The sequence below is a fragment of the Trebonia sp. genome (assembly GCF_049794275.1).
Taxonomy (GTDB): Bacteria; Actinomycetota; Actinomycetes; order Streptosporangiales; family Streptosporangiaceae; genus Trebonia.
On record NZ_JBARCR010000202.1, the window covers coordinates 1 to 1773 of the forward strand.

The following is a 1773-nucleotide window of genomic DNA, read 5'->3' on the forward strand; positions in this document are numbered from 1 at the left end:
CGTCCGGGCAGACGGCCGCGCCGCTGGTCGGCGCCGCGATCGGCATCGCGGCCGCGGTCGCGCTGTGCTGGCTGCTGTACCGGCGGGCGGTCCGGATGAACGTCGGCGCGTTCTTCAACAGGACCGCGATCGCGCTCATCGTGATCGCCGCGGGGGTGCTCGCCTACGGGCTCGGCGATCTCCAGGACGCCGGGCTGCTGCCTGGGCACGCCTGGGTCGCCTTCGACCTGACCGCGCACATCGACCCCGGCTCCTGGTGGGCCTCGATCGTCACCGGCATCACCGAGCTGTCACCGAAGATGACCGTGCTCCAGGTCACCGCCTGGCTCGCCTACCTCGCCGTGGTCATCCCGGCGTTCGTGACCGCCGGGCCGGCCGTCAAACCCGCCGAGAAGCCCACGGAAAAGCCTGCCGAGAAGCCTGCTGAGCCCGCTCCCGCGCCGGAGACTCCCGCGGCCCCCGGCCAGTGGGAGCGCCTCGCCGGACGGCGCCCGTGGGCGGTGGCCGGGGTCCTGGTCGCGGTCCCGGCCCTCGCCGCCGGGGCGACGATCGCCGCGCTGCCCGCGGCGGCCACCACCGCGGGAATGGCCATGACCGTGACGAAAACCGGCTGCGCGCCCGAGTGGACCTCGGGGACCACAGGCACGCACACGTTCACGGTCGCCAACAACTCCGGGCTGGCAGGCGAGATCAACCTCGACAACGCGGCCGGCGCGGTCGTCGGTGAGATCGAGACGATAGGCCCTGGCACGTCCGCCGCGCTCACCGCCACGCTGGGCAGCGGCACGTATACCTTCAAGTGCCTTATGGGCTCTCAGGCCGCGACGGCCTCGCAGCCGGTCCAGGTCACCGGCGCCGCCGCGGGCACCCAGGCTCCTGTCGCCGTGCAGCCGGTCACCGTCCAGGACCTGACCCCGGCGAACGACCGCTACCAGGCCTACGCCGCCGCCCAGCTCGCGGACCTGGCAGCCCAGGTCGCCACGATCCAGTCCGACCTGCGGCGCGACGACATCGCCAAGGCGAAGCAGGACTGGCTGGCCGCCCAGCTCGACTGGGAACGCGTCGGCGCCTCCTACGACAGCTTCGGCGACCTGGGCCTGGCGGTCGACGGCCTGCCCGACGGCTACCCCAGCGGCGTCAACGACAAGGACTTCACCGGGCTGCACCGCCTCGAGTACGGCCTCTGGCACGGCCAGCGCGCGGCCGAGCTCGAGCAGGTCACCGCCGCGCTGGCCAAGAACGTCGCCGCGGTGCGGAAGAACCTGACGACTGACGACCTGGCCGGCGATCCCACGAACCTGCCGATCCGCGCGCACGAGATCCTCGAAGACGCGCTGCGCGACCACCTGTCCGGCATTGACGACCAGGGCAGCGGTGCCGCGTTCGCCCAGACGTACGCCGACGTCCAGGTCACCCGCGCGATCCTCGGCTACCTGGCGCCGCTGATCGACGCGAGGCAGCCAGGCCTGGCCGGCACCCTCACCGCGGAGCTGGACACGCTCGACCAGGCCCTGCTCGCGACCCAGGCTCCCCAGGCGAACGGCGCGTGGACGTCGCTCGGCGCGGCGTCACCGTCCGCGCGCGAGCACGTCGACGCGGCCATCGGAGCGGAGCTGGAGTCGGCCGCGTCCGTTCCGGATCTCCTTGAAGTACCACCGACCCACTGACAGCAGCGAAGGAGCCTGTACCGTCGTGAACCCCAGCCGCCGCAACTTCCTCAGGGGCGCCATATCGGGCGCCGCGGGCACCGCGCTGGCCGGCGGCGTGCTGATC

Annotated in this window: 2 protein-coding genes; both read left to right on the forward strand. The window is 72.9% G+C overall.

The window, feature by feature from the left end; translation table 11 throughout:
- Positions 1-1667, forward strand: a 1667-nt coding sequence (locus WA805_RS05770; RefSeq protein ID WP_425241824.1) for an FTR1 family protein, incomplete at its 5' end; no start/stop codon positions are given.
- Between the two features lie 25 nt (positions 1668-1692).
- A partial coding sequence (locus WA805_RS05775; protein ID WP_422287304.1) for a twin-arginine translocation signal domain-containing protein occupies positions 1693-1773 on the forward strand: 81 nt, incomplete at its 3' end.